This is a genomic window from Methylobacterium iners (assembly GCF_022179305.1).
In the GTDB taxonomy this organism is placed as follows: Bacteria; Pseudomonadota; Alphaproteobacteria; order Rhizobiales; family Beijerinckiaceae; genus Methylobacterium; species Methylobacterium iners.
This window is the reverse complement of sequence record NZ_BPQP01000069.1, coordinates 1-22,195: the sequence shown is the minus strand read 5'-3', so window position 1 is coordinate 22,195 and position 22,195 is coordinate 1. Positions and strand designations below refer to the sequence as shown.

At 68.2% G+C, this 22,195-nt stretch carries 21 protein-coding genes and 1 pseudogene; 14 read left to right on the top strand and 8 right to left on the bottom strand.

Translation table 11 applies throughout. The annotated features are described in order from the left end of the window. Positions 1–102 precede the first annotated feature (102 nt). From MFF55_RS20130 to MFF55_RS20115, 4 genes are all read left to right on the top strand, one after another. Positions 103–600, top strand: a complete 498-nt coding sequence (locus MFF55_RS20130; RefSeq protein ID WP_238245892.1) for a hypothetical protein — start codon at positions 103–105, stop codon at positions 598–600. Between the two features lie 79 nt (positions 601–679). After that, entirely contained in the window at positions 680–1,435 is a 756-nt protein-coding gene (locus MFF55_RS20125; RefSeq protein ID WP_238245891.1) for a ComF family protein, read from the top strand. A 238-nt stretch (positions 1,436–1,673) separates the two neighbouring features. Continuing rightward, entirely contained in the window at positions 1,674–2,807 is a 1,134-nt protein-coding gene (locus MFF55_RS20120; RefSeq protein ID WP_238245890.1) for a glycosyltransferase family 4 protein, read from the top strand. A gap of 149 nt (positions 2,808–2,956) precedes the next feature. Beyond that, positions 2,957–5,290 (top strand): amylo-alpha-1,6-glucosidase, encoded by a 2,334-nt coding sequence (locus MFF55_RS20115; RefSeq protein WP_238245889.1) that lies wholly within the window; start codon positions 2,957–2,959, stop codon positions 5,288–5,290. 217 nt (positions 5,291–5,507) lie between these two features. Here MFF55_RS20115 and MFF55_RS20110 read toward each other — a convergent pair whose 3' ends face one another. Beyond that, entirely contained in the window at positions 5,508–5,690 is a 183-nt protein-coding gene (locus MFF55_RS20110) for a hypothetical protein (RefSeq protein WP_238245888.1), read from the bottom strand. 49 nt (positions 5,691–5,739) lie between these two features. After that, positions 5,740–7,029, bottom strand: a complete 1,290-nt coding sequence (locus tag MFF55_RS20105) for a glycosyltransferase family 4 protein (RefSeq protein WP_238245887.1) — start codon at positions 7,027–7,029, stop codon at positions 5,740–5,742. 125 nt (positions 7,030–7,154) lie between these two features. On the opposite strand from MFF55_RS20105, the gene MFF55_RS20100 reads away from it, so the two are divergent. The 7 genes from MFF55_RS20100 (at position 7,155) to MFF55_RS20070 (ending at position 14,724) form a co-directional block, all read left to right on the top strand. Continuing rightward, complete coding sequence (locus tag MFF55_RS20100; protein WP_238245886.1) at positions 7,155–8,420, top strand: glycosyltransferase; 1,266 nt, start codon at positions 7,155–7,157, stop codon at positions 8,418–8,420. Positions 8,421–8,714: 294 nt separating this feature from the next. Next, on the top strand, positions 8,715–9,077 hold the full coding sequence (locus MFF55_RS20095; RefSeq protein ID WP_238245885.1) for a phasin: 363 nt from the start codon (positions 8,715–8,717) through the stop codon (positions 9,075–9,077). A gap of 60 nt (positions 9,078–9,137) precedes the next feature. Next, on the top strand, positions 9,138–9,773 hold the full coding sequence (locus MFF55_RS20090) for a phasin family protein (RefSeq protein ID WP_238245884.1): 636 nt from the start codon (positions 9,138–9,140) through the stop codon (positions 9,771–9,773). Between the two features lie 126 nt (positions 9,774–9,899). Then, positions 9,900–11,357, top strand: a complete 1,458-nt coding sequence (locus MFF55_RS20085; protein ID WP_238245883.1) for a Do family serine endopeptidase — start codon at positions 9,900–9,902, stop codon at positions 11,355–11,357. Positions 11,358–11,481: 124 nt separating this feature from the next. Beyond that, positions 11,482–12,753, top strand: a complete 1,272-nt coding sequence (locus tag MFF55_RS20080; RefSeq protein ID WP_238245882.1) for an O-antigen ligase family protein — start codon at positions 11,482–11,484, stop codon at positions 12,751–12,753. A gap of 169 nt (positions 12,754–12,922) precedes the next feature. Next, on the top strand, positions 12,923–13,789 hold the full coding sequence (locus tag MFF55_RS20075; protein WP_238245881.1) for a creatininase family protein: 867 nt from the start codon (positions 12,923–12,925) through the stop codon (positions 13,787–13,789). Positions 13,790–13,890: 101 nt separating this feature from the next. After that, positions 13,891–14,724 carry a sterol desaturase family protein gene (locus MFF55_RS20070; RefSeq protein ID WP_238245880.1) on the top strand — a complete coding sequence of 278 codons (834 nt, stop codon included), beginning with the start codon at positions 13,891–13,893 and terminating at the stop codon, positions 14,722–14,724. Positions 14,725–14,845: 121 nt separating this feature from the next. Here the strand turns inward: MFF55_RS20070 and MFF55_RS20065 are convergent, their stop codons facing one another. Both MFF55_RS20065 and MFF55_RS20060 read right to left on the bottom strand, forming a co-directional pair. Next, positions 14,846–15,166, bottom strand: coding sequence for a hypothetical protein (locus tag MFF55_RS20065; protein ID WP_238245879.1), 321 nt, complete (start codon positions 15,164–15,166; stop codon positions 14,846–14,848). 13 nt (positions 15,167–15,179) lie between these two features. After that, the gene (locus MFF55_RS20060; protein ID WP_238245878.1) at positions 15,180–16,508 is read right to left on the bottom strand and encodes an NAD(P)/FAD-dependent oxidoreductase; all 1,329 of its coding nucleotides are present in this window, start codon (positions 16,506–16,508) and stop codon (positions 15,180–15,182) included. Between the two features lie 220 nt (positions 16,509–16,728). Between MFF55_RS20060 and MFF55_RS20055 the strand changes: the two genes are divergently transcribed. Next, complete coding sequence (locus MFF55_RS20055; protein ID WP_238245877.1) at positions 16,729–16,944, top strand: DUF1289 domain-containing protein; 216 nt, start codon at positions 16,729–16,731, stop codon at positions 16,942–16,944. Continuing rightward, positions 16,941–17,630 (top strand): retropepsin-like aspartic protease family protein, encoded by a 690-nt coding sequence (locus tag MFF55_RS20050; protein WP_238245876.1) that lies wholly within the window; start codon positions 16,941–16,943, stop codon positions 17,628–17,630. Before MFF55_RS20055 ends, MFF55_RS20050 begins: the two co-directional genes overlap by 4 nt. A 7-nt stretch (positions 17,631–17,637) precedes the next feature. On the opposite strand, the gene MFF55_RS20045 is transcribed toward MFF55_RS20050, so the two are convergent. Together MFF55_RS20045 and MFF55_RS20040 are read right to left on the bottom strand one after the other, a co-directional pair. Next, entirely contained in the window at positions 17,638–18,453 is an 816-nt protein-coding gene (locus MFF55_RS20045) for an outer membrane protein (RefSeq protein ID WP_238245875.1), read from the bottom strand. 167 nt (positions 18,454–18,620) lie between these two features. Next, on the bottom strand, positions 18,621–19,499 hold the full coding sequence (locus MFF55_RS20040; RefSeq protein WP_238245874.1) for an outer membrane protein: 879 nt from the start codon (positions 19,497–19,499) through the stop codon (positions 18,621–18,623). A gap of 188 nt (positions 19,500–19,687) precedes the next feature. Here MFF55_RS20040 and MFF55_RS20035 point away from each other — a divergent pair, with 188 nt between their 5' ends. Then, positions 19,688–20,071, top strand: a complete 384-nt coding sequence (locus tag MFF55_RS20035) for an MmcQ/YjbR family DNA-binding protein (RefSeq protein WP_238245873.1) — start codon at positions 19,688–19,690, stop codon at positions 20,069–20,071. Positions 20,072–20,420: 349 nt separating this feature from the next. Here the strand turns inward: MFF55_RS20035 and glmM are convergent, their stop codons facing one another. Both glmM and MFF55_RS20025 read right to left on the bottom strand, forming a co-directional pair. Continuing rightward, a complete protein-coding gene (glmM, locus tag MFF55_RS20030; RefSeq protein WP_238245872.1) occupies positions 20,421–21,761 on the bottom strand; it encodes a phosphoglucosamine mutase in 1,341 nt (446 codons plus the stop codon). Between the two features lie 197 nt (positions 21,762–21,958). After that, positions 21,959–22,195 (bottom strand): annotated as a pseudogene (locus MFF55_RS20025) (ATP-dependent zinc metalloprotease FtsH); the annotation flags it as partial.

The window sequence follows — 22,195 nt, the reverse complement described above, 5'->3', positions numbered from 1 at the left end:
CGAAGACCGCCCATCTCGGATCACATGGGCTAAGCCCTCGTCGCGCCGAAACCATCCGACCCGCCCGCGGCTTGTCCCCGCAACAGCGAAGGAGCAGGCGTGATGCAAAGATATAGGACCTCGTTCGGCATCGGCTTCGTGACGGGAATGCGCAGCATGACGGCCTGCGCCGCGCTGAGCTTCGCCGCCGCGGAGGGCCGGTCGCGGGTCAGGTGGATCCCGGGAAGTCCCGAAGCGCGCAGCTTCGCGAGCGCCATGGCCCTCGCCGAAATGGCGGGTGACAAGATGCCCTTCGCACCCGACCGTCGCATTCTCCCGTCGGTCGCGGTGCGCCTCGCCCTCGGCGCCGTCGGCGGGGTGGCGCTCGCAGGACGAGGTGCTTCGCCGGTGACAGCGGGTCTCATCGGCATGGCGGGCGCGATCGCCGGAACGCTTATCGGCCGCAAGGCGCGGGGCGGCACCACGCGTTCGGCTTCCGACTGGGGGCGAGCCCTGACGGAAGATGCGGTCGCAGCCGGCCTCGCCACGGCGCTCGTCCGCGACGTGGATCGCCTCGAAAGCGTCGAGGGCGCCCACGACCGATCATATGCCCGGGGATAGCCTTGGCACCAACCTTGACTGCCCAGCTCGGAGCCGCACCGATGAAGGAGTGGGACGATGAGGGTGACGGCCGGCGAGCATGGATGCGGCGCAAGTCTTCCGGAGGGGCGCCCGGTCGGCCTGGGCCGGCTTCCTCGGACTCGTGTATCCGCCGACCTGCCCGGGCTGCGGCAGCGCCATCGCTGATGCCCATGCTCGCTGCCCCTCGTGCTGGTCGGGCCTGCGACTGATCGAGCGGCCTTACTGCCAGCGGCTCGGGACGCCGTTCGCCGTCGATCTCGGGCCCCTGCTTTCGCCGCGCGTCATCGCCGATCCGCCCGTCTTCGGGCGGGCTCGGGCGGTGGCCCTCTACGACGGCGTCGCCCGCGACCTCGTGCACCGGCTCAACTACGAGGACCGGCTCGATCTCGCCGCCGCGATGGGGCGGATGATGGCCGCCGCCGGAGCCGAATTGCTGGCCGAAGCAGACTGTCTCGTTCCCGTGCCTCTGCACTGGTCGCGCCTTTGGCGTCGGCGCTTCAACCAGGCGGCGCTTCTCGGTCGCGGCGTCGGCCGCATCGCCGGCCTTCCCGTCGAAGCAGGAGCGCTCGCTCGCGTGAAGCGGACGCGGCCGCAGGTGGGCCTCAGCCGTCCGGCCCGCGCGCTAAACCTTCAGGGCGCCTTCCGGGTACCGGATGCGGCCAGGGCCAAGCTCCAGGGCCGACGGGTGCTTCTCGTGGACGACGTGATGACCACGGGAGCGACCGCCAACGCCGCGTCGCGGGTGCTGATGCGCGCCGGCGCCCGGTCGGTGGACATCCTCACCTTCGCGCTCGTGGCTGCTGAAGCAGGCTGAGGGAACCGGAAAGGCCCCTTGCCCGTCTTGGCTCATGGGGGGCTCCGGTCGTGAGGCGCAACGGCCGGCACACCCTGGCAAGCGCGGGATTCCGGGGACATCGCCGGTCTCGAGCAATTTCCCTGTAGGCGAATGGTGCGCTGCGGAACCATAACCTTGGCCGTCGGTTTCGTTCATGTCCCACTCAGGCCGGATCGCGTTAATTCGGCGCAACATTCGACCTCATAGGAGACAATTCGTGCGCATTGCCCAGATCGCTCCGCTGTCGGAGGCTGTACCTCCGAAGTTTTACGGCGGCACCGAGCGCGTGGTGTCCTGGATCACCGAAGAACTTGTCCGCCAGGGTCACGACGTGACCTTGTTCGCCAGCGGCGATTCGGAGACCTCTGCCAAGCTCGCGGCCTGCACGCCGGAGGGCCTGCGCCTGCTAGGCTACCGCGACCACACCGCAAGCCACCTCGCGATGCTGCACCAGATCCGGCGCCGCGCGCACGAGTTCGACGTGCTCCACTTCCACATAGACCTGCTTCAGTACCCGATGTTCGAGGACCTGAACCACAAGTGCCTCACGACGATGCACGGCCGCCTCGACGTGCCGGACTTCATGCCGGTCTATCGCACCTTCACGGGCATGCCGCTGGTCTCGATCTCGGACCATCAGCGCCTGCCCATGCCGAAGAACGCGAACTGGCTCTCGACCATCCATCACGGCCTGCCCAAGGAGAACTGCCCGTTCTACCCCGAGGCCAAGGGCGGCTACCTCGCCTTCCTCGGCCGCATCTCGCCCGAGAAGCGCCCGGACCGCGCCATCGAGATGGCCAAGCGCTCCGGCGTGCCGCTGAAGATCGCCGCCAAGGTCGACAAGGCCGACCAGGATTACTGGGATGAGGTCATCGAACCGATGATCCACCACCCCCTGATCGAGTACATCGGCGAGATCAACGAGGAGCAGAAGAAGGACTTCCTTGGCAACGCGCTGGCGCTCGCCTTCCCGATCGACTGGCCGGAGCCCTTCGGCCTCGTGATGATCGAGGCGATGTCGGCCGGCACGCCGGTGATCGCCTTCCGCAACGGCTCTGTGCCGGAAGTCATCGCTGATGGGGTCAGCGGAGTCGTCGTCGACACCCTCGATGAGGCGGTCGAGGCCGTTCACCGGGTCAAGACGATGAGCCGCGCCGGCGTACGGCGGCACTTCGAGAGCGGCTTCACCGCCGAGAAGATGGTGCACAAATACGTGAGCGCCTACGAGACCCTGCTTGCGAGCGACGGCAACGTGATTCAGCTTCCGGCTGCGGCGGCCTTCGCCCCGCAATACGGCGACTTGAACGGCTCCTCGCGTCCGTCCCTGACGGCGGCGGCGATGCCTGCCTGATATGATCGGCATCGGTCCTGCATGGATCGATGCCGAAAGATGACCTTCCCGGGGCTGCCGTTGAGGGCCGTCGTGTCGCATAAGCGATCCGGCGGCCCTTCGATTCGCGGCCCTGAATTCCGGCCCCTCACTTCCGGAGACGTACCAGCATGGCGGCGAACGACCTCAAGGCGACGGCGAGCGTGGCTGAACGCGAGGGGCGCTCGCCCCTGGGATTCCAGGATGCCGACGAGGTCCTGCCCCAGTACCATATCGAGGCGCAGACCTCGCTGGTCGAACGACCCCTGCGCTCGCTGAAGTTCGGCGAGGCCTTCGCCGTCCTCGACAGCTACGGCGACATCGGCGTGCTGCCCGGCCCCGAGGGGCTCTATTTCCAGGACACCCGTTACCTCTCGCGGCTGCATTTCACCATCGAGGACCAGCGCCCGCTGCTGCTCTCCTCGGTGATGCAGGACGATAACGGCGCGCTGAGCGTCGACATGACGACGCCCGACATCCGGATCGACGCGCAGGACGAGACCTCGATCCCCCGCGAATTGATCGCGATCGAGCGCACCAAGTTCCTGTTCCGGGGCGCCTGCTACGACCGGATCGGCTTGCGCAACTACGATTCGCGCCACCGCCACCTCACGATCGCCCTCACCTTCGATGCCGACTTCCGCGACCTCTTCGAGGTGCGCGGGATGGACCGGGCGCATCGCGGCAAGCGCAGCGTTCAAATCGCCAGCGAATCCGAGGTGCAATTCCGCTACGTTGGCCTCGACGAGATGGTTCGCACCACGAACCTTCATTTCGGACCTAAACCGAAGCATATCGAGCCGGGGAAGGCGGTCTTCAGGGTTTCGCTCGCGCCGGGCGAGAAATCGTCGCTCTTCATCCGCGTCGTCTTCGAATCGCACCGCGCCTATACGAGCGCGCCGGCCGCCGAGCGAGTAGGCGAGGACGCCGCGGCCGGTCTCTCCGAGGCGGCCGGCAGCAATGCCGGGCCGCGCCATCCGCGCGGCCTGGCCGAGGGCGTGATCTTCGCCCGGGCCTACCGCGATTCCCGCCGCGACCTGCGCCAGCTCACCGCCGGCATCACCACGGTGATCTCCTCGAACGACCAGTTCAACGAGGCCGCCTGCCGTGCCACCGCCGACCTCTACATGCTGGCGAGCCGCACCCCGGAGGGCATTTATCCATTCGCGGGCATCCCCTGGTACTCCACCGTGTTCGGGCGCGACGGCATCATCACCGCGATGATGGCCCTCTGGATCGATCCGAAATTCGGCAAGGGCGTGCTGCGCTACCTCGCTTCGACACAGGCCAAGGCCGCCGATCCTTCTGCGGACGCCCAGCCCGGCAAGGTGCTGCACGAGACCCGCCGGGGCGAGATGGCGATGCTCGGCGAGGTGCCCTTCCGGCACTATTACGGCACGATCGACGGCACGCCGCTCTTCGTCATGCTGGCCTCGGAATACTACGCCGTCACGGGCGACCTCGACACGGTTCGCGCGATCTGGCCGGCGCTGGAGCTCGCCATCGAATGGATGGACAAGCACGGCGACCGCGACGGCGACGGCTTCGTGGAGTACGCCCGCGACACCGACAAAGGGCTCGAGAATCAGGGCTGGAAGGACAGCCACGACTCGATCTTCCACACGGATGGAAGTCTCGCGAAGGGGCCGATCGCACTCTGCGAAGTCCAGGGCTACGTCTACGCCGCCAAGAACGGCGCGGCGAAGCTCGCCTCGATGCTCGGCCATGACGAGATGGCCGAGCAGCTCTCGCGGCAGGCCAAGGCCCTGCGCAAGGCCTTCGACGAGGCGTTCTGGTGCGAGGAGATCGGGACCTACGCCCTGGCGCTCGACGGCGAGAAGCGGCAATGCGCGGTGCGCTCGTCGAATGCCGGCCACGCGTTTTTCACGGGCATCGCGCTGCCTGAGCGTGCGGCGAGCGTGGCGGCGAACCTCCTCTCGAAGGACGGGTTCAACGGCTGGGGCGTGCGCACGATCGCCCGAGGCGAAGCGCGCTACAACCCGATGTCCTACCACAACGGCTCGATCTGGCCCCATGACAACGCCATGATCGCGCTGGGCCTTGCCCGCTACGACCTCAAGGCCGAGGCTGCGCGGATCTTCGAGGGCATGTTCGACACTGCCCTCTACCAGGATCAGAAGCGCCTGCCGGAACTCTTCTGCGGCTTCATGCGCCGGCGCCAACGCGGGCCGGTCTCCTACCCCGTGGCCTGCTCGCCACAGGCCTGGGCGGCCGCCGCGCCTTTCGCCTTCCTCGCCGCCTGCCTCGGGATCGAGCTGCAGCACGACCGCAACCGCATCCGCTTCCGCAACCCGGTCCTGCCGGCCTTCCTCGACGGCATCTCGATCTTCAACCTGAAGCTCGGGGATTCGCGGCTCGACCTGCGGCTGCAGCGCTATGGCGAGGACGTCACCGTCAACGTCCTGAAGCGCAAGGGCGATGCGCAGGTGTCGCTGCTAAAGTAGCGGCACCTGGGGTGCATTGGGGCGCCGGTTCAGCCACGATCGGGGCTGATATGCGTCGTGTCCGCTCGCCTGCGGCGCCCCGCTTTGTCAGTCCGGGCCGCCGCAGGCGAGCCCGGAATCCAGAACCGCCGACAGTGCTTAAGCGTGGCCCCTCAGCGGCTCTGGGTCCCGGGCTCCGCTTCGCGGTCCCGGGATTACAACCGTGGTGAAGCAACCGTCACTTCGTGATCTTCACCGAAACGGGATCGCTCGACGGAAAAGTCTCCTCCAGCGCCTCGTCGAGCTTCTCGTTCAGGGCACCCTGCTGGTTTTCGGGGCGGTGCTTGTCGCTGGGCGTGGTGCCGTCCTGGCGGTAGCCCACCTTCTCGTCGGTCTTGGATCGCTTCGCGTCGTCAGGCATCGAGCCTCTCCTTGATCACGCTCGCACCGGTACGCCGGCACATCGCGGGTCAACGCAGGGCCGTCGCCGGTGTTTCCGCCCCATCCACCGAATGCCGGCGGCGCGCGTCGCGCCCGGCAGCCGGGGCCGCCTCGCGCGTCACCGTCTCGTAGACCTCGGCCAGGCGGTCGAGATGCGAGTCGAGGGTCAGCGGCGCCAGCCAATAGCGGTCGTAGGCGGCCCGTCCCATCCGGGCGGCGAGGGTGTCGTCCGACAGCCGCCGCAGGTGCGCGGCCAGCGCCTCCGGATCGCCGGAGCGGAACCAGAAGCCGTTCTCGCCGTCCTCCACGGCCTCGCGGCCGGCACAGGCGTCGCTGACGATCACCGGCGTGCCGCAGGCGAGTGCCTCGTAGACCGTGAGCGGCTGGCCCTCGTACCAGACGCTGGGGAAGACGAGGGCGCGGGCGCCGCGCATCAGGCTGCGCACGGCCGGCGCGTCCTTCCAGCCGAGCATCACGGCCTCCGGATAGCGCGCCGCGAGGTCGTCGCGCTGCGGGCCGTCGCCCACGAAGACCGGCCTCACGCCGGCCCGGCGCGCGGCCTCGGCGAAGATCGGCGCGCCCTTCTCGGTGGAGATCCGGCCGACGAACAGGAAGTCGGCGCGCCCCTCCGTCCCATGGGGTTCGCGGGCGACGTCGATCGGGTTGTCGACGCGGTGATAGACCGTCTCGGCGGGCAGGTAGGGGGCGGCCGCGCGCTCCTGAAGGTCGCTGATCGTGACGACATGCCGGAACAGCCGGCGCAGGCCGGCAACGTGATCGAGGCCGGCATGGCGCACCACACGCAGGAGTTTGCGCGGGTAGCTGCGCGCGTCGCAATTCGTTGTCACGCAGTCCCGCGACATGGGAATGCGCCGGCAGATGCGCGCGGCCGGGTACTCGTAGAAGCCACCGTTCGGGCAGACGAGGAAGAACTCGTGCATCGTGTAGAGGAGCGGCAGCCCGGAGGCGCGCAGCGCCACGCCGATCGAGGGCGAGAGCGCCTTGGCGAAGGCGTGGACGTGGACGACGGTCTCGCGCGGATCGCAGAGCTTGAGCTCGGCCGCGAGGCGGCGGGCGGACTCGCGGTTCCAGATCGCTTGCACCACGAAGGCGAGCTTGTTGCGAGCCCGCTCGATGTCGTCCTGGTTCAGGCAGACGACGCGGATGCCAGCCGCCTCCAGCCGCGAATCCGGCGGCCCGACCGCGGCGAAGAGCGTGACCCGGTAGCCGCGTTCGCGCAGGCCCAGCGCCGCGTCGATGGCGACCTTGGCCTGTCCGCCATTCACGAAGGCATGGTCGGCGACGAGGACGACGTGCATGGCGTGAAGATCCTCGTCGCGGATGCTTTTCCCCCGACGTTTACTCCCCGTGCGTTGATCGCCGGTAAACCTCAGGGGCAGCCGCGCCGCGAGCGCGGGTGGTCACCTGAGGGTCGCGAGCCGTCATGCATGTCGTCGTCCTGGCCGAGTTCGCGGTCCCGAGCGGGGGCGCCGAGAAGGTCGCGCTCGAATCCGCCCGAGGCCTCGCCGAAACCGGCCTGACCGTCACCTACGTCCAGGCCATCGAAGGGCCGGCCGACCCGCTGCTCGACCATCCGCGCATCACCCGCATCGGCCTCGGCCTCGCCGACGTCTGGACGCGCTCAGCCCTGAGCGCGGCCCTCTCGGCGATCTGGCACAGGGAGGCGGCCCGGCGCCTCGTGCGCGCCCTCGACGGTCTCGCCTGGCCGCCGGACGTCCTTCACCTCCACCAATGGACCCGCAGCCTCTCGCCGAGCGTCTTCCCGGTTTTGTTTGCCCGCAGCGTTCCTGTGGTCACGACCTTGCACGATTACTTCCTGGCCTGCCCGAACGGGGTGCATTACCGCTTCGACAGGACCGAGCCCTGCGCGCTCACGCCGATATCGGTCGCCTGCCTCGCCGCGCCCTGCGACGGGAAGAGCCGCGCGCACAAGCTCGTCCGCGTCGCCCGCACGGCGGCTTTGCGGGCCGCGATCGGCCGCCGGCGCCTCGACGTGGTGCATGTCTGCGACGCGAGCCGTATGCGGATCGGCGGCCTGCTCGGCCGCTTCGACCTGGCGCACCACCGGATCGACAATCCCGTGCGCGTTCCCTTCGCGCCGCCGGCCGATCCCGCGTCAGGGAACGCCTTGGCCTATGTCGGCCGCCTTACCCGCGAGAAGGGCGCCGACCTCGTGGCGGAGGCCGCCGCCCTCGCCGGACTCACCGCGCTCTTCATCGGCACCGGCCCGCTGGAGGCGGAGCTTCGCGGCCGGCCGAACGTGGAGCTCGTCGGCTGGCAGGCGCCTGAGGCGGTCGAGCGCCTCCTGCGCAGCCGGGCTCGCGTCGTCGTCGCCCCCTCGCGCTGGTACGAGACCGGGCCGCTGACGGTCTATGAGGCCCTAGCGGCCGGGCTCCCTGTGATCGCCTCGAACCGCGCGGGCGCGGCCGAGAAGGTCGCGGACGGGGTCAACGGTTTCGTGGTGGAGCCGGAGGCCGGCGTTCTCGCCGTCGCCCTGCGCCGCCTCGCCAGCGATGATCAGGCCCGCGCTCTGGGCCGTGCTGCCCATGCCCGCTACTGGGCCGCGCCGATGACGCTGGCGGCTCATGCCGAGGCCCTGGTCAAGCTTTACCACGGCCTTCTGCGCGAGCGGGCGCACCCCGCCGCGGCTGTTCTCTCCCTCGACCAACCGCTCGATGCCGTCAGTTGATCTATCAGCGACGACAGAGGAGAGCCGGCAGGACGGAGGCACGACAGGGCATCGACGGCGAGTGACAGATCCCGTTCTTCGTCACGAAAGTCGTCGCGGGATTTGACCGTCGAGACCGGACTTGGATAGATTGGTGTCGAGCGAATCCCTCGTACTGCCAAGACTTTGCAGGCGCAACGCGTTGAACGCACGACCTGTCGAGTGCCCCGTCTTGACTTTTATGTTGCACTGCAACATATAGGTAGCGTGGCGCCGCAATTCCGCGCGAACACTGGAAAGCGAGAGAGATTTGGCATGAACGCCCCGACCTTCGAGATCCCGACCGAGATGCGCGACTTCGCCGAGAAGAGCGTCGATCAGGCCCGCAACGCCGTGACGAGCATGTTCGGCACGGTCTCCAAGACGGCCCAGCAGCTCCAGGTTTCGTCGCAGACCGCCCAGGCCTCAATGCATTCGGTGGTCGCGAAGAGCTTCGATCACGTCCAAGAGAACGCCAACGCGACCTTCGATTTCGCGCAGAAGCTTGCCCGCACCCGCGATCTGCGCGAGGCTTTCGAGCTTCAGGCCGAGTTCCTGCGCAACCAGGCCGCGGCGCTGCAGAGCCAAGCCAAGGACCTCGGCGTCCTGGCGCAGGGCGCGCTTCGTCCGGCCGCCTGATCACGCTGCGGCGCGCCCGTACCTCAACGGGCGCGCTCCGGCGGCGACTCGCGGTCCCGATTGACGGGGCGGCGCGATACGACAAGGGAGCTACCGATGGTGAAGCGGCACAAGGGACGTTCGGCGCGGCCCACGACGGTCGATTCCACGGCTGATATCCCTCCGGTCATTCGGGAGGAGATCGTTCCGGCCGAAGCTGCGATCGGACTCCCGGCTGACACTGCCGAAGACAGCGCGATCTCGACGCGCGAGGCGCTGCTCGAAAGCGTCTCGCCGGACGCGCTTCAGGCCGACCCGGCCGCTACGAACCCTGTCGCGATCGATCTCGACGAGCCGCCAGCGACGGAGGTTCCCGGACCTCAGCCCGCCTCCGACGTTGACGCGCCGGTGCCGGTGTTCCAGCCCGCATCGCCGAAGTTGTCGGCCTCGCCGGTGCCGACTCTTCCCATGCGAGGCTCCGCGCTCGACGCGATGTCCGAACTCACGGAGGTCAACGCGACCCTGGTGGCATTCCTGCAGGGTGAAGGCCAGGCGACCATCAGTCATTTCCGTGCGCTCGCCGCGGCGAAAACGCCCGCCGACGCCATCCGCCTGCAGGTCGGCGAGATGCAGCGGGCGGCCGACGCCTCGCTCACCTGCTTCAGCGTCCTGGCCCGCCGTGCCACCCGTCTCGCCGAGGCGTTCCGTCCGCGCTGAGGCGTCGCTGGCCGTCGTATTTTCTTCCCGCCGGACGGATTCGCCGCGCGTGAAAATGCTCTAGAACCCGGGCCGTGGCCTGACGCGACATCCGCGTCGGGCCGCCCACAGACCCGGGAGACTTCGATGCCGCGTTCTCCGCTCCTGCCGGCCGCTTGCCTCGCCCTGGCCTTCGTCACAGGATCCGGGCCCGTCGCCGCGCAGATCATGAAGACGCCGGAGGTGGCGCAGGAGCGGATCACCCCGCAGACCAAGCCGCAGGTCCAGCTCTCCTTCGCCCCCGTGGTCAAGCGGGCGGCGCCCTCCGTCGTCAACGTCTACGCCTCGCACGTCGACAAGCGCGGGCCGACCCGCAGCGCGATGGAGGAGTTCATGCGCCGCTTCTTCGGCGAGGACGGCGCCGGGCGCGGACGCGGCGGCGCCCCGGGTGAGCGGGCGCAGCGATCGCTCGGCTCGGGCGTCATCGTCGACGAGAGCGGCCTCGTCGTCACCAATAACCACGTCATCGATAACATGAACGAGGTTCGTATCGCGCTCGCCGACCGGCGCGAGTTCGAGGCCACGATCGTGCTGCGTGACCCCCGCACCGACCTCGCGGTGGTCAAGATCAAGAATCCCGCGCCCGGTCTCGTGGCGATGCCCTTCGGCGATTCCGAGGTGCTCGAGGTCGGCGACTTCGTGATGGCGATCGGCAATCCCTTCGGCGTCGGCCAGACGGTGACGCAGGGAATCATCTCGGCGCTCGCCCGCACCCAGGTCGGGTCCTCCGACTATCAGTTCTTCATCCAGACCGACGCCGCCATCAACCCGGGCAATTCCGGCGGCGCGCTGGTCGACCTTCAAGGGCAGCTCGTCGGGATCAACACGGCGATCTACTCGCAATCGGGCGGCAGCCACGGCATCGGCTTTGCCATCCCCGCGAGCATGGTGCGGGCCGTCGTCGAGACGGCGAAGAACGGCGCCAACACCGTGCGCCGGCCCTGGCTCGGGGCGCGGGTCCAGACCGTGACGCCGGATATCGCCGAGAGCATGGGGCTCGACCATCCGACCGGCGTCCTCGTCGCAAGCCTGCAGGCCAAGAGCCCCGCCGAAGAGGCGGGCCTGAAGCGCGGCGACCTCATCCTGACCGTGGACGGCAAGCCCGTGGACGACCCGGAGGCCTTCGGCTACCGCTTCGCCCTCAAGGGCCTGACCGGACAGGCCAAGTTCGGCATCCAGCGGGGCACGACGCGCTCGACTGTCTCCGTGAAGCTCGCTGCCGCCCCCGAGACCCGCCCCCGTGACGTCCTCAAGGTCCGAACCCGTTCGCCCTTCCTCGGAGCGACCGTGGTCAACACCTCGCCGGCGGTGGCTGAGGAGCTGCAGGTCGATTTCCCTGCCGAGGGCGTTGCCGTGGCGAGCGTCGACGAGGGCTCGATCGCCAACCGTGCGGGCCTGCAGAAGGGCGACGTCATCGTCTCGGTCAACGGCGTGCCGATTACGGTCACGAAGGACCTCGACCGGGTGACACGCAACAGCCTCAGCGCCTGGGAGGTCTCGATCAACCGCGGCGGCGCCGTGCTGACCTCGGTGTTTGGCGGATAGGACGCTTCCCGCTCCTTCGCGATGTGGGAGCCTCGGGGCGCTTCTCCAAATCTCAATCATTCTGGCGCTTGATCGCTCTCCTGTACCGGGCCGCCATCTGCGGTCCGCGGAGTTGCGTATGCGTATGGCGTCCTCGATCGCCTCACCGCCGTCGCCCTGGCGCGCCGGCGCCTGGGCGCATGTCACCGTCCTCGACGCCCTGCACGGCCTCGCCCGCCTGCTCCTGGCCGCCTTCATCTTCTTCGCCTGCTTCGCATTCTCGGAGACCTCGCCCTACGACCTCGTCGCGATTCCCACGATCCTGCTCTGGCTCTGCCTCGGGCTGCGGCTGCACCGCGGGGTCATCCCCTTTGTCGGGCTGCTGGTTCTCTACGTGGCAGCGATCGTCATGGCTCTGGTGCCCTACCTCGACGAGCCCCTGCCGGTCACCTGGACGGTCCAGCTCGCCTATCTCGCCGTCACGGGCACCTTCTTCGCCATGCTGTTCTCGGACGAGACGGACGGTCGGATCGAACTCGCGCTGAAGGCCTATACGGCGAGCTGCCTGCTCTCGGCGGTCTTCGGCATCGTCGGCTATTTCGGCTTCATCCCGCAGGAGGACCTCTTCTACAAGTACGGGCGGGCCTCGGGGACCTTCACGGATCCGAACGTGTTCGGCTCCTTTCTCACCCTCGGCGCCCTCTACCTCATGCACGGGCTCCTCACGGGCACGAGCCGCCGACCCCTCCTGGCCTCGGCGGCCCTGCTCGTCCTCGTCGTCGGGATCTTCCTGTCGTTCTCGCGGGGCTCCTGGGGCGGATCCATCCTCGCCACGCTGGTGATGACGGGCGCGGTCTACCGGTCGAGCCGGTCGGCGCAGTTGCGGCGGCGCATCCTCACGCTGAGCCTGCTCGCCTTCGTCGGCGGCGCGGCCGCGATCGCGGGGGCCCTCACCGTCGGCGACACCGCCGAGATGTTCGCCAAGCGGGCGGCGGTCACACAGGATTACGACCAGGGCGAAACCGGCCGCTTCGGCAGCCAGATCCGCGGGATGGCGATGCTGATCGAGGAACCGCTCGGCATGGGCCCGGTGCGCTGGCGCCGGACCTTCGGGCTCGAGCCGCACAATTCCTACATCGGCAGCTTCGCCAATGGCGGCTGGCTCGGCGGGGCGGTGTTCCTCGTTCTCGTCACCGCGACGTGCTTCATCGGTGTCCGGCTCATGGGGGCGGACTCGCCCTACCGGCGGCACGCGCAGATCGTGTTCCCGGCCCTCCTGATGTTCTTCCTGCAGGCGATGCAGATCGACATCGAAAAATGGCGCCACGTCTACATGATGCTCGGCATGATCTGGGCGCTGGAAGCGGCGCGGCTGAACTGGCTCGGGAGGTACCCCTCCTCGGTGGGGAAGGTTTAGGAGCCCGCGGTCAAACAGGGCGAAAGGGGCGATCTGTAGGGCAGCGGGTCCGATGCGGGCGGAGCCCTTCCTCGAAGGCGCGACCCGAGATCGGGCGAGGCGCAAGGGGGTCCGTTAACCTGCGCGGCATAGCATGGCGCGACGACCATCGGACCCCTCCGAGCCATCCATGTCTCTCCCATCCTTCCTGGCGTCGCGCCGACCGGTCGCGGTGAAGCTGGGCGCTCTGTGTCTCGCGGCGCTGATCGCCGCCTTCTACGCGGCCGACCGGCCGCTGACGGCCCCTCTCTCGACCAAGCTCGATATCGCGGAGATGTCCTGGGTGGAGGTGCGCGGCGCCATCGAACGCGGCGCGACGACCGTGATCGTTCCGAGCGGCGGTATCGAGCAAAACGGGGTTCACATGGTCACCGGGAAGCACGATCGCATCGTCGGATGGGCCGCGCGTCGGATCGCCGAGAAGCTTGGGCAGACCCTGGTCGCCCCCGTCGTCTCGTACGTACCGCAGGGCGGCTACGATCCACCCGAGGGGCACCTGCGATATCCGGGCACAATTGGCGTTCCGGACGAGGTCTATGCCGGCACGCTGGAGGGGATCGCCCGCAGCCTGAAGGCCGCAGGGTTCAGGACAATCTGCTTGATCGCCGATCACGGCGGCAGCCTGCGGCCGCAAGCCGAGGTCGCGAAGCGGCTGTCCGATGCCTGGGCTTCCCAGGGGATCCGCGTCGTCGACGTGACCGCCTATTACGACGACGCATCCCAGAGGGCCCGGCTCGAAGCGTCAGGCGAGACACCGGCCGCGATCGGCCGGCATGCCGGCATCCAAGACACCTCCGAACTCCTGGCGATCTGGCCGCAGGGCGTTGACCTCGACCGCCTCTCCACCGCGACCTTCCACCTCGAGGCCACCGGCGCCAGCGGTGACCCACTCCGGTCCTCGGCCCATCGCGGGCGGATCCTGATCGGACTGCGCGTGGATGCAGCGGTCGCTCAGATCGATGGCGCCCGCGCGAGGATCGGCCAAGCGGCGCATTAAGGGCGGCTCGTCTCGAGCTGATCGTCAGGACGGCCTAGACTCGACGTTAACCCGCGTCTGTCAAAGCAGGATGGGGGCGTATCGCGCGTGCAGGACGACACATGACGGATCAGGTCCTGGGTATCATGATCCAGTTCGGCGAATTGGTCCTGGCCGGCCTGCCGACGACGCTCGCACTCGCCGTGGTGCTCACGATCCTCTGCGTGTTGTTCCCCTCCACTCCGGGCAAACACTGGTGGCGCAAATCCGAGATCATCACGGATGTCTGCTGGTGGTTCGCGACGCCACTGATCAACCGCTACCTCGCGCTGATGCTAATCATCCTCGGGTCGTTCGGCCTCTCGATGATCTTCGGAAGCGGCGCTTTGGGACTCGACGGGTTGCCCGGACTGCAGCTTCTGACAGGAATACCGTTCTGGCTGAGCGCGTTAGTCTATATCAGCCTTATCGACGTCATGATGTACGCGACCCACCGCGCGTTTCACACCATGTCCCTGTGGCGCTACCATGCCGTCCACCATTCCTCGGAAGAGCTGCATTGGGTATCCGCCCGCCGGTTCCATCCGGTCGACGACCTCGTTCACATCGCTTTGCCGGACGTCGTCCTGCTTCTCCTAGGCATGCCGATGGAAGTCATTGCCTTCGTGGCGCCATTCCAGATCTGGCACTCCGCCTTGATCCACAGCAACCTGAACTGGGACTTCGGCATCCTGAAGACGGTGATCGTCAGCCCGATCTACCATCGCTGGCACCATACCGGCATCGATCAGGGCGGATCGAAGAACTTTGCCGCCACCTTCCCGATCCTCGATCTCATGTTCAGGACCTACTACATGCCGAAGGGCGAGCGGCCTGAACGTTTCGGGATCGACGATCCGACATTCCCGAAGGATTTCGGGGGACAGATTATGCGTCCCTTCCGACAGAGCGCGTGAGCGACACGGTCGCGAGCCACCGCGAACACACTCGTTACGAGATCGCCGCCGTATCCCCGAAAACCGGAGCGGCAGACGCACCCCAAGGGCGAGGCGCCCCCGTCATCCGGCCGCTTCACGGCTAAGTGGAACTCTCCTCTTTCTCCTCCGGCTCCGGATCGCCTGTCCACGCGGTCGCGAAGGCGGCGAGTTGGCGGGCGTCGGCGAAGGCCAGGACCGTAACGGTTCGCTCGGCCGGCATTCCCCCTGGATAGGACGCGATCAGCACCGTCTCGGCCGAGAGCCGTGCGCCGGGCGCGTGCGCGTCGATCCAGGCCTGCGCCTCCAGGCTGAGCTGGTCGGGGTTGGCGGGATCGCGCGCGCGGGAGTCGCTGCGCAGCACGATGATGAAGCGGCCGAGCGCCGGGTTGCGCTCGGTGATGATCTTGATCAGGTCGATCATCGGGCGGCCCCGCTCAATGCAGCTTCACCCGCGGCTCCGTGCGCCGGGTGAGCGCTCGGGCCAGGGCGTCGAGGGCGGTCTTGATGGTCCCGTGCAGGGCCTGCTCGTGCATCTTGTAGAGCGAGCGATACATCAGCCGGGCGAAGAAGCCGGCAATGAGCATGTTCTTGCCTTGGATGAACCCCATCAGGTTGCCGACGGTCGAGTACTCGCCGAGGGAGACCAGCGAGCCGAAGTCCCGGTACTTGAAGGGCTTGAGCGGCCGGCCCTCGATCTTGGCGGGAATCCACTTGATGAGGTGGCTCGCCTGCTGATGCGCGGCCTGGGCGCGGGGCGGGACCGGCACGTCGGAGCCCTGCTCCACGAGGTAGGCGCAGTCGCCGATCGCGAAGATGTCGGGGTCGCGCGTCGTCTGCAGGGTCGGGGTCACCACGAGCTGGTTGTTGCGGGTGGTCTCGAGACCGCCGATGTCGTGCAGGAAGGCCGGGGCCTTCACGCCCGCGGCCCAGACGACGAGCTCCGAGGGGATGACGCTCCCATCGGCGAGGAGGACGCCGTCGGCGCGCACCTCCGTCACGCGCGCGCCGGTGCGGACGTCGACGCCGATCTTGCCCAAGAGCTGCATCACCTCGCCCGCGAGTCGCGCCGGCACCGCCGGCAGGATGCGGTCTGCGGCCTCGACGAGGGTGATCTTGAGGTCCTTGGCCGGGTCGATCCGGTCCATGCCCGTGGCCGCCACGTCGCGGGTGGTGCGGTGGAGCTCGGCCGCGAGCTCGGTGCCGGTGGCCCCGGCCCCGATCACCACGACGTGGAGCTGTCCCGGCCGTACCGGGCCTTCCTGCGTGTGGGCACGCAGCATGGCGTTGATCATGCGCTGGTGGAAGCGCACCGCCTGCTCCTGGGTATCCAGCGCGATGGCGTGCTCCTTCACCCCCGGCGTGCCGAAATCGTTCGTGGTCGAACCCACCGCCAGCACCAGCGTGTCGTAGGGGATCGACCGGTCCGGCGTGACCTCGCGGCCCTCGTTGTCGTAGCTCGCCCCAAGCTGAATTTGGCGTGCCGCCCGGTCGAGACCAGTCATTTGCCCGATGCGGTACCGGAAATGATGACTGTGAGCGTGGTGCAGGTAGTCGACCGCGTGATGGCCGACATCGAGGCTGCCGGCGGCGACCTCGTGCAGCAACGGCTTCCAGATATGGGTGCGCGCCCGATCGACCAGCGTCACGTGCGCCTTGCCCCGCCGCCCGAGCTTGTGACCGAGCTTCGTGGCGAGCTGCAAGCCCGCGGCCCCGCCGCCGACGACCACGATGCGATGCAGGTTGCCCTCGTCGACCGGTACCATACGCCCTCGTCCTCACGTTGCGGCCAAACCGCGGCCCATTCGCTTGATAGGCGATAAAGGTGTGAAAGTTCCACGCCTGCGGCTCGCGCCATGCGCGCGGCAGCCCCGCGGTGCAGGTACGTGGCTTGCTCCGAAGCCTGGTGACGCAATCGGAATGCCGGATGGTGGGTCGCAGGCCGCGAGACTTGATCGCGGGCAGCCCCGCAGGGCATGGAACGGCATGATCCCGCGCCCGCCGAAGCCGTCCAGCCCCTGCAACAAGGTCTGCGTTCTCGATGCCGTCACCGGCCTCTGCGAGGGCTGCGGCCGGACCCGCGACGAGATCGCCCTGTGGGGTTCGTTGCTCGAGCCTCAGCGGCAGGCGATTATGGCGACGCTTCCGGCGCGGCTCCGCGCCGCCTATCCCCTGCGAGCGACGGCGCCGGCTGCCCCATGATGTACCTCGCCCTCGGCGTCCTCGGCCTGGTCCTCGTCCTGCTCATCGTGACGGACGGCTCGGGCAATGTCGGCGGCATCGAGTCCGACCAGCTTGCGAGCCTCGCCGTCACCGGCACCTTCCTGACCCTCGTCGTGGCAGGGTTCTGGCACCAGTTCCGCGATCGGATGGGCGAGAGCCTGAAGGCGCTTCTGATCTGGGGGGTGCTCGGCCTCGCCCTGGTGATCGGCTACGCCTATCGCGAACAAGCCCGCGAGGTCGGCGCCCGTGTGATGAGCGAGCTGCGCCCGGGCACCGCCGTCAAGGGGCCGGGCGGCACCGTCACGGTCACGCGGAGTTCCGGCGGCGAGTTCACGGTCCGCGCCGAGGTCAACGGCCGGACCCAGCCCTTCATGTTCGACACGGGCGCCAGCGCCGTGGTGCTGACCGCCGAGAACGCGGAGGCTCTGGGAATCAGGCCGGCGGATTCCGCCTTCAACGTCCGGGTCTCGACGGCGAACGGCGTTGCGCTCGCCGCGCCGATCCTGCTCGACAGCCTCAGCGTCGGCACCATCACCGAGCGCAACATCCCCGCCATGGTCAGCCGCCCCGGCGCCTTGTCGGGAAACCTGCTCGGCCAGAGCTTCCTCAACCGCCTGCCCTCCTACGAGGTGCGGGGCGACCGGCTGATCCTGCGGGGGAGCTAGGTCCGGCTCAGTAGCGGACCGGGTCCGGCCCGCCCGTCAGCATGTAGCGCAGGCCCACCCGGACCTCGTTGGCGGTGACGTCCTTGAGCCGGGTGTCGTAGCCGAACTCGTCGATTCCGGATTTGGCGCGGCCGAGATTGACGTAGCGGTAGCTCGCATCGACGCTGAAGCCGCCGCCGATCGCGTAGGAGACGCCGCCGGAGAGGGCCCAGGCGAGCGTGGTCACGGAGCGGTCCGGCCGCTTGACCGAATCGCGCAAGCCCGTCCCCGGCACGCCGTCGCAGGAATCCAGGATACAGGTGGTCTGGGTGTAGCCGCGCCGGAAGTTCTTGTCGGCGAAGCCGACGCCGCCGCCGATATAGGGCGTGAGCCCCCACCAGGTGCCGAGATCGGCGTAGACGTTCACAAGCCCGGTCAGCGCGTCGAGTTGGCCGGCCTCGACGTTGTAACCCGTGCGGAAGTTCGAGCCCGAGGAATAGGTGCTGAAGCTGCTGCGCAGGCGCTGATCGACCGTGACGTCGACCCGCAGCCAGTCGTTGATCTTGTAGCCGACGCCGCCGCCGTAACCGCCCTCGTGGCTGAGGCGCAGGCGCGTCAGGGGCGGAACCGGGTTCGCGGGATCGACGAGGGTCGCGTCCTTGGGACGGTCGTAGAAGGATTCCGTGAAATCCGCTCGCAGGTACCAGCCGGTGCCGACCTCGACCGCTTCCGGCGGCAGGGGCGGGGGCGGCAGCGAGGGCCGGAGATCGGCCGAGCGGGCCGGCTGCACGAGGGCAGCGCCGAGAAGCGCCAGCACCAGGGTGGTCCGAGGAAGACGCAGCACGACCGATAATCCCAGATGATGCCGCCCAAGGAGGCAGCCGCTTCACACAATCTCATGCTCGTCCCGAAACCTTAGGATCGGCTTAACCCTAACGGCGGGCGCGAAAATGAAGAACGGCGCGGAGGTGATCCGCGCCGTTCGCCTTGGCCATCGGTGTGGCGTGGGTCTCAGTATTTGCGGATGATCGGTGCCGGCGCGTAGTCGGCCGCGAGCGGGGGCAGCGGCGCGGCGGCGACGCCGCCGAGCAGCCAGCGCATGCCGATCTTCACATCCTGCGAGGTGACGTCCTTGAAGCGGTAGCTGGCCAGCGAGCAGTTCGGATCGTTGACGCAGGCCACGTTGCCCGTCTTCGCCTGGCCCATATGCAGGTAGCGGTAGGCAAGTTCGAGCTGGACGTTCGGGGTCACGCTGTAGGCGAGGCCGGCATGGGCCGCCCAGGCGAAGCTGCCCGAATGCTTGTCCGGCGCGGTGCCGAAGCCGCCGAGCGCGGTGCCGGCGCCGACATCGCTGAAGTTCGAGACGTTGTGGTAGGCGTAGCCCACGCCGCCGCCGACGAAGGGCGTCACGCCGTGCCAGGTCCCGAGGTCGATGTAGCCGTTCGCCATCACGAGGACGGTGGAGAGCTTGCCGTCGTACTTGTTGATGCCGGTGCCGGGCGTGCCGTCGCCGAAGAAGCCGTTGAAGCGGTCGACAGCGTAGAGCTTGGTCCCGCTGCGATACTCGGCCGTGACGTCGGCCCGGAAGAAGCCGAAACCGTAGCCGACGCCACCGCCCGCGAAGAACTGATCGCTGGCGCCGAGCTGTTCGAAGGCGTAGCCATCGGGCAGGTTGCCGCGCAGGAGGGTCGTCTGGGCCTTGCCGATATCGACGGCGCCGACGCCGACGTCACCGCGCAGGTACCAGCCGCCACCGATCTCGATGGGCGGGGGCAGGGGCTCGGGAGGGGGAGGCGGCAGGAGGTCGGCAGCCTGGGCGAGGCAGGGCGCTCCTACGCTCGCGACGAGCGTGACCGAGCGCACCAAAGCGTAGAGCTTGGAGCGGCGCATAAGATTTCCTTCACTCGACAACGTGCCGGAACCTTCAGACACCGGCTGGATGACGAGAGCAGGATCGGAGAGAAGGGTTAAACCCGGCTTAACGTTAAATCTTATCCTTGCATCTTCGCTGCGCATCCTCCCCGCGTCTCCGGGACGTGGCAGATCCGCCTCACTTCACCTCAGGAAAGGGCCGCCCGATGCGGATCGAGGACGTGCGCGGGCTGGCGCTGATGCTACCCGAAGCGGTGGAGGGTGCTCATATGGGCAACCCCGATTTCCGCGTCGGCGGCCGCATCTTCGCGACGCTCTGGGTGGAGGAGGAGCGCGTGGTGCTCAAGCTGACGCCAGCGCATCAGGCCATGCTGGTCGAGGCCCAGCCCGACCTGTTCGCGCCAATCGCGGGCGCCTGGGGCCGGCGCGGCTGGACCAACCTCGACCTCCCCGAGTGCGACGAGGAGATTCTACGGGGTGCGCTGCTGGCGGCTTGGCGCAACACGGCGCCGGCGAGGGTGGTCTCGACCTACGAGCCGCGGCGTTCGGCAGGCTCAAACGATCCGCAGGAATCCGATCGGGAGATGTGATGTCGGGCGTAAAGCGCGCGAATCTTCTCCCCTTGTGGCCGGGTGATTGCAGATGGGTTTCCTCAACCCCCTTTTTTTATTCCGGGACTGCGAAGCAGGGCCCGGAACCCAGAGCCGCTGCCAGCGCAAGGTTTGGAGTCACCTGCGGCTCTGGGTTCCGGGCTCACCTGCGGCGCCCCGGAATGACAAAGGGGGGTGCTGGAGAGACAGCGGCCCGATGAAGCACTTCATCTGCAATCGGCCTACCCTTGTGGAAGGGTGGGGGGTTGTCCCGCTTGGTGAGCGAGCGGATCACACGCCACCCTCACCACCAACTCCTCACCGCAAGGGGCGAGGGCGCTTAACCGAACTACGCCGCGACATTCGCCACCGCGTCGACGACCTCGTCGACCACGTCCGAGACGAGGCGGCGGTCGTCGCCCTCCGCCATCACGCGGATCACGGGCTCGGTGCCCGATGGGCGGATCACGAGGCGGCCGCTGTTGCCCAACCGCTCACGGGCATGGGCGATGGCCGTCGTCACGGTCTCCTGCTGCAGGGGTGCGCCCGAACCGTAGCGGACGTTGCGCAGGATCTGCGGCAGCGGATCGAAGCAGTGGCAGACCTCGCTCACCGGCCGCCCGACGCGCTTGACCACGCTGAGGAGTTGCAGCGCCGCCACCAAGCCATCGCCGGTGGTGGCGTAGTCGGACATGATGATGTGCCCGGATTGCTCGCCGCCGAGGTTGTAGCCGTGCTCGCGCATGTGCTCGAGCACGTAGCGGTCGCCGACCGCCGTGCGGGCCAGCGTCAGGCCGATACCGCCGAGGAATCGCTCGAGGCCGAGATTGGACATGATCGTCGCGACGAGGCCGGGCTGGGTCAGCCGCCCGTCCTCCTTCCAGGAGCGGGCGACGACGGCCATGAGCTGGTCGCCATCCACCACCTGCCCCTTCTCGTCGACGATGAGCACGCGGTCCGCATCGCCGTCGAGCGCGATGCCGATATCGGCGCGCAGCTCCCGGACCTTGCTCACCAGCGCCGTCGGCGCCGTCGAGCCGACGTCGCGGTTGATGTTGAAGCCATCCGGCTCCACGCCGATGGCGATGACCTCGGCGCCGAGCTCCCACAGGGTCTCGGGCGCGACGCGATAGGCGGCGCCGTTGGCGCAATCGACCACGACGCGCAATCCGTCGAGGGTGACATGGCGGGGCAGCGTCCGCTTGGCGAACTCGATGTAGCGGGCGTGCACGCTCTCGATGCGCTTGGCGCGTCCGATGTCGCGGGCGCCCGCGAGGCGCTTGTGCAGCTGACCGTCGAGCAGAGCCTCGATCTCGCGCTCGACCTCGTCCGAGAGCTTGAAGCCGTCGGGCCCGAACAGCTTGATGCCGTTGTCCTCGTAGGCATTGTGCGAGGCCGAGATCATCACGCCGATATCGGCGCGCATGGAGCGGGTCAGCATGGCGACGGCCGGAGTGGGCATCGGGCCGAGCTGGAGCACGTCCATGCCCACCGAAGTGAAGCCGGCGATGAGCGCCGTCTCAATCATGTAGCCGGACAGCCGCGTGTCCTTGCCGATGACGACCCGGTGGCGATGATCGCCTCGCTGGAAGACGAGGCCGGCCGCCTGACCCACCTTGAGCGCCAGTTCCGGCGTGATGACGCCGTTGGCGCGGCCGCGAATGCCGTCGGTCCCGAAATACTTGCGCACGTGGTCCGTCCCCGGTTTGCCGGTCCCTTGTACCTCAACCCCGTCGACGGCTGGTATCCAAGCGTGGCGAATCGATGGTGAACGGGGCGGAGCGAGATAAACTCATCCGAAGGAGGAGGCGCCGCCAGCCTCTCCCACGAGCAAAAAAAGGGCGGCAGGATCGCTCCTGCCGCCCACGTTCCATCGATGATGCTCGATCACGCCTGAGGCTGAGGCTCCAGCCCACCATCCGTCTCTCTGGGACGGCCGCGGCCCGCGGAAGGAACCGAGGAGCCACGGGCCGGGCTCGGAGGGCCGTCGCCCGCGTCGCGGAGCGGCGGCTTGCCGGCGAGCAGACCCTTGATCTCATCGCCCGACAGGGTCTCGTATTCGAGGAGCCCCTGCGCCAGCGTCTCGAGATCGTCCTTGTGCTCGGCGAGGATGCGGCGGGCCTC